The sequence below is a fragment of the Collinsella aerofaciens genome (assembly GCF_015560135.1).
Lineage (GTDB): Bacteria > Actinomycetota > Coriobacteriia > Coriobacteriales > Coriobacteriaceae > Collinsella > Collinsella aerofaciens_AN.
Window position 1 is genome coordinate 1 of sequence record NZ_JADMRH010000046.1, and the last position, 1742, is coordinate 1742.

A 1742-nucleotide genomic window follows, 5' to 3' on the forward strand; every position below is an offset into this window, starting at 1 on the left:
GCCGCGGACGGGTTGATATAGGGAGAGGGCCTGACCCCATATCGTTGGGGCCAGGCCCGATTTTGCCTCTTGACAATATCCTGCTCATATTAAAAGGAACGTCCCTAACTGCCGCATCCGGAGTAAGACAACGCCGCAGGTAGAGGACGGACAGCGAGCGGGCCGCATTTGAGACAAGGTGACGTGAAACGAAAGGGCGCTGACCTTCTGGTCGCGCCCTTGAAGTTGAACGTCAGATTGTCCAAATGCGGCCCGCGTAACTAAATACGTTCCGCGATCTCGTGGATGAGGTAGTCGGTCTTTTCCCAGCCCAGGCACGGGTCGGTGATCGACTTGCCAAAGACACCGCCGTCGACCGGCTGGTTGCCATCCTCCAGGTAGGACTCGATCATAAAGCCCTTGACCAGCTTGGAGATGGACTCGTTGCGGCGGCAGCTGTCGAGTACCTCCTTGCAAATGCGATACTGCTCCAGCGGACGCTTGCCCGAGTTGTCGTGGTTGCAGTCGATGACCGCCGCCGGATTGGCATAGCCGGCGTGCTCGGTATAGCGCTCAGCCAGACGTTCCAGGTGTTCGTAGTGGTAGTTGGGGTAGGTGCGCCCATCGAGACCGATGTAGCCACGCATAACGGCGTGCGCGAGCGGATTGCCGTCGCACTCGACCTCCCAGTTGCGGAAGATGAAGCTCTGGTGCGCCTGGGCGGCGTAAATGGAGTTGAGCATAACGGTGGTAGAGCCGGCAGTGGGATTCTTCATGCCAACGGGTACCGAAATGCCGCTCGACACCAGGCGATGCTCCTGGTTCTCGACCGAGCGTGCGCCCACGGCAACATAACTCAGCAGGTCAACGAGGTACTGGTAGTTGGACGGATAGAGCATCTCGTCGGCGGTGAAGAAGCCCGTTTCCTCAATAACGCGCAGGTGCATATGGCGGATGGCCTTGACGCCCTCGAGCAGATCGTCGGGAGCCTCGGGGTTGGGGTTGTGCAGCAGGCCCTTGTAGCCGGTGCCCTTGGTGCGCGGCTTGTTGGTGTAGACGCGCGGAATGATGATGAGCTTGTCCTTGACCTCCTCGGCGGTCTTGGCCAGTCGGTTCATGTACTCAAGCACCGAATCCTCGCGGTCGGCAGAGCACGGGCCGATGATGAGCACCTTACGTGCGTCCTCGCCGGTAAAGACTTTGGCGACCTCGGCGTCAAATGCCTGCTTTTTGGCGGTAAGCTCGGCAGAAAGCGGCATTTCCTCGCGGATCTCCATGGGGATCGGCAGCCTGCGTTTGAATTCCATGGCCATAGGGGCCTCCTCAATCTATGGAAAGAGCAATAAGCGTATTGTCGAATGCTCGGCATTATCCGCTGTCGCACGCTAAAGTGCAAGCCCTTGTCACCCCGAAACCTACCAAAAAGGGACAGGTTTATTTTGGTCGGTTTTATCTGGGAAAATGTCGGCACTCGCCGGAAGGGGGGGGTCGGCGTACGGCACGCTGGAGCAAGTTGGGTCTTCTGCGGCATACCCCGTGGGCAAAAAATGGCAAATATGAGTACTGTTGCTGGCGTAGTCTCATATCGAGCTTACAAGATAATAGGCACAACAGCAAATATGTTCATTAACGTTGGCACACAGAAGCATACTAACGGGCGTTTTGATTAATTTGAAGGCGTATAGAGGTCGCGCGCGCAGACGTGGTGTAAGGGCGTCCTGAGGTCCGTCGCTGCAAGTCCCGATGTTACTCCTTCTTGAGGC

At 57.3% G+C, this 1742-nt stretch carries 1 protein-coding gene; it reads right to left on the reverse strand.

All coding sequences use genetic code 11. The features are described 5' to 3' along the window. Positions 1-260: 260 nt before the first annotated feature. On the reverse strand, positions 261-1292 hold the full coding sequence (locus I2H19_RS09825) for a 3-deoxy-7-phosphoheptulonate synthase (protein ID WP_006234851.1): 1032 nt from the start codon (positions 1290-1292) through the stop codon (positions 261-263). Between the last annotated feature and the right edge of the window lie 450 nt (positions 1293-1742).

Coding starts and splice junctions, on each gene's coding strand:
- I2H19_RS09825 (WP_006234851.1), bottom strand. CDS start 1,292: ATGGCCATGGAATTCAAACGCAGGCTGCCGATCCCCATGGAGATCCGC.